The 1,306-nt window shown below is 57.8% G+C and carries 1 protein-coding gene; it reads left to right on the top strand.

The annotated features are described in order from the left end of the window. The first annotated feature begins 77 nt into the window (after positions 1-77). Positions 78-755, top strand: coding sequence for a HEAT repeat domain-containing protein (locus tag IQ273_RS33215; protein ID WP_194027324.1), 678 nt, complete (start codon positions 78-80; stop codon positions 753-755). The last annotated feature ends 551 nt before the right edge of the window (positions 756-1,306 follow it).

Here is a 1,306-nt window from a genome sequence, read left to right as displayed (position 1 = left end):
CATGCACCCATGCATCCCCTACCCCTCACCCCCAACCTCTCTATACTGAAGAAGACCGTTCATAGTGCACCTTTCCCATGGATTTAGAGCAGATTGCCGCTCAGCTCAAGAGTGAAGATTCCAAAGATCGCATGCTGGCCCTGGCTTCACTGCGCGATGTGCCTGCGGCCCAGGCGGCACCTTTAATTCGGCAGGCTTTGGACGATAAGAATCTGCAAATTCGCTCAATGGCGGTGTTTGCCCTGGGAATTAAACCCGACGAAGAGGCGTACGACATTCTGATTAACCTGCTGACGACTGACCCCGACTACGGCATTCGCGCCGATGCGGCGGGGGCGCTGGGCTATTTAGAAGATCCGCGTGCTTTTGAGACTTTGGTGCGGGCGTTTTACGAAGACACTGACTGGCTGGTGCGCTTTAGTGCGGCGGTTTCTCTCGGCAACTTGAAAGATCCGCGTGCTCACGATGTGCTGATGCAAGCTTTGCAGAGCGAGGAGACGGTAATGCAGCAGGCGGCGATCGCAGCCGTTGGCGAAATTGGCGACCTAGAGGCGGTCGATGAAATTCTCAAGTTTGCTCAGTCGGAAGACTGGCTGGTGCGCCAGCGACTGGCCGAGGCCCTGGGCTACTTGCCTACCCCCAAAACCGAGCCTGCCCTGCGCTATCTCGAAAAAGACTCTCAGTTTCAGGTGGCCGAGTCGGCCCGTATTTCGCTGACCCGATTGCATAACCGCAAGGGCGGCCAAAACGGGTAATTTTCCATAGCTGTACAGAAGGTTGTTGCCCCTGGGCGATCGCGCGCAGGGGCTTGAGGGGAAGGTTTGGGCGCAGTGGTAAGACGTAACGGCAGGCCGACATAAAGAAACGGGAGGCCGTTATAGAGTAATGGCAGGCTGGTGCAAAGGAACAAGGGGCCGTTATAGAGTAACGGCAGGCCGCTATAGAGTAACGGTAAGCTGGTGCAGAGTAACGAGAGGCCGTGATTAAGAAACGGCAGGCTGTTACAGAGTAACGGCAGGCTGGTGCAAAGGAACGAGGTACCAGTGCAGAGGAATCGATCGCAGTGAGCTTGAGAATGGCGATCGCAGCCCCCGACAGCTATAGATAGGCCGTCCGGGGGCGGGCGGGTGCGCTACTCAATCAGCACGGTTTTGGTGGCGATCGCCATCCACAGCTCGACTCCGCTGGATGCTGGGGAGGTTGGGCCAGGGATACCGCTGGTGGGCGGCACGGGGATGGGGTCGCTCCAGTCGTTGGGGTCGGTGTAGCCGAGGGCGTGGAGGATTTTGATGGTGCGGTCTATGGC

It is taken from the genome of Nodosilinea sp. LEGE 07298 (assembly GCF_015207265.1).
In the GTDB taxonomy this organism is placed as follows: domain Bacteria; phylum Cyanobacteriota; class Cyanobacteriia; order Phormidesmidales; family Phormidesmidaceae; genus Nodosilinea.
This window is presented reverse-complemented; position numbering and strand designations above follow the sequence as displayed.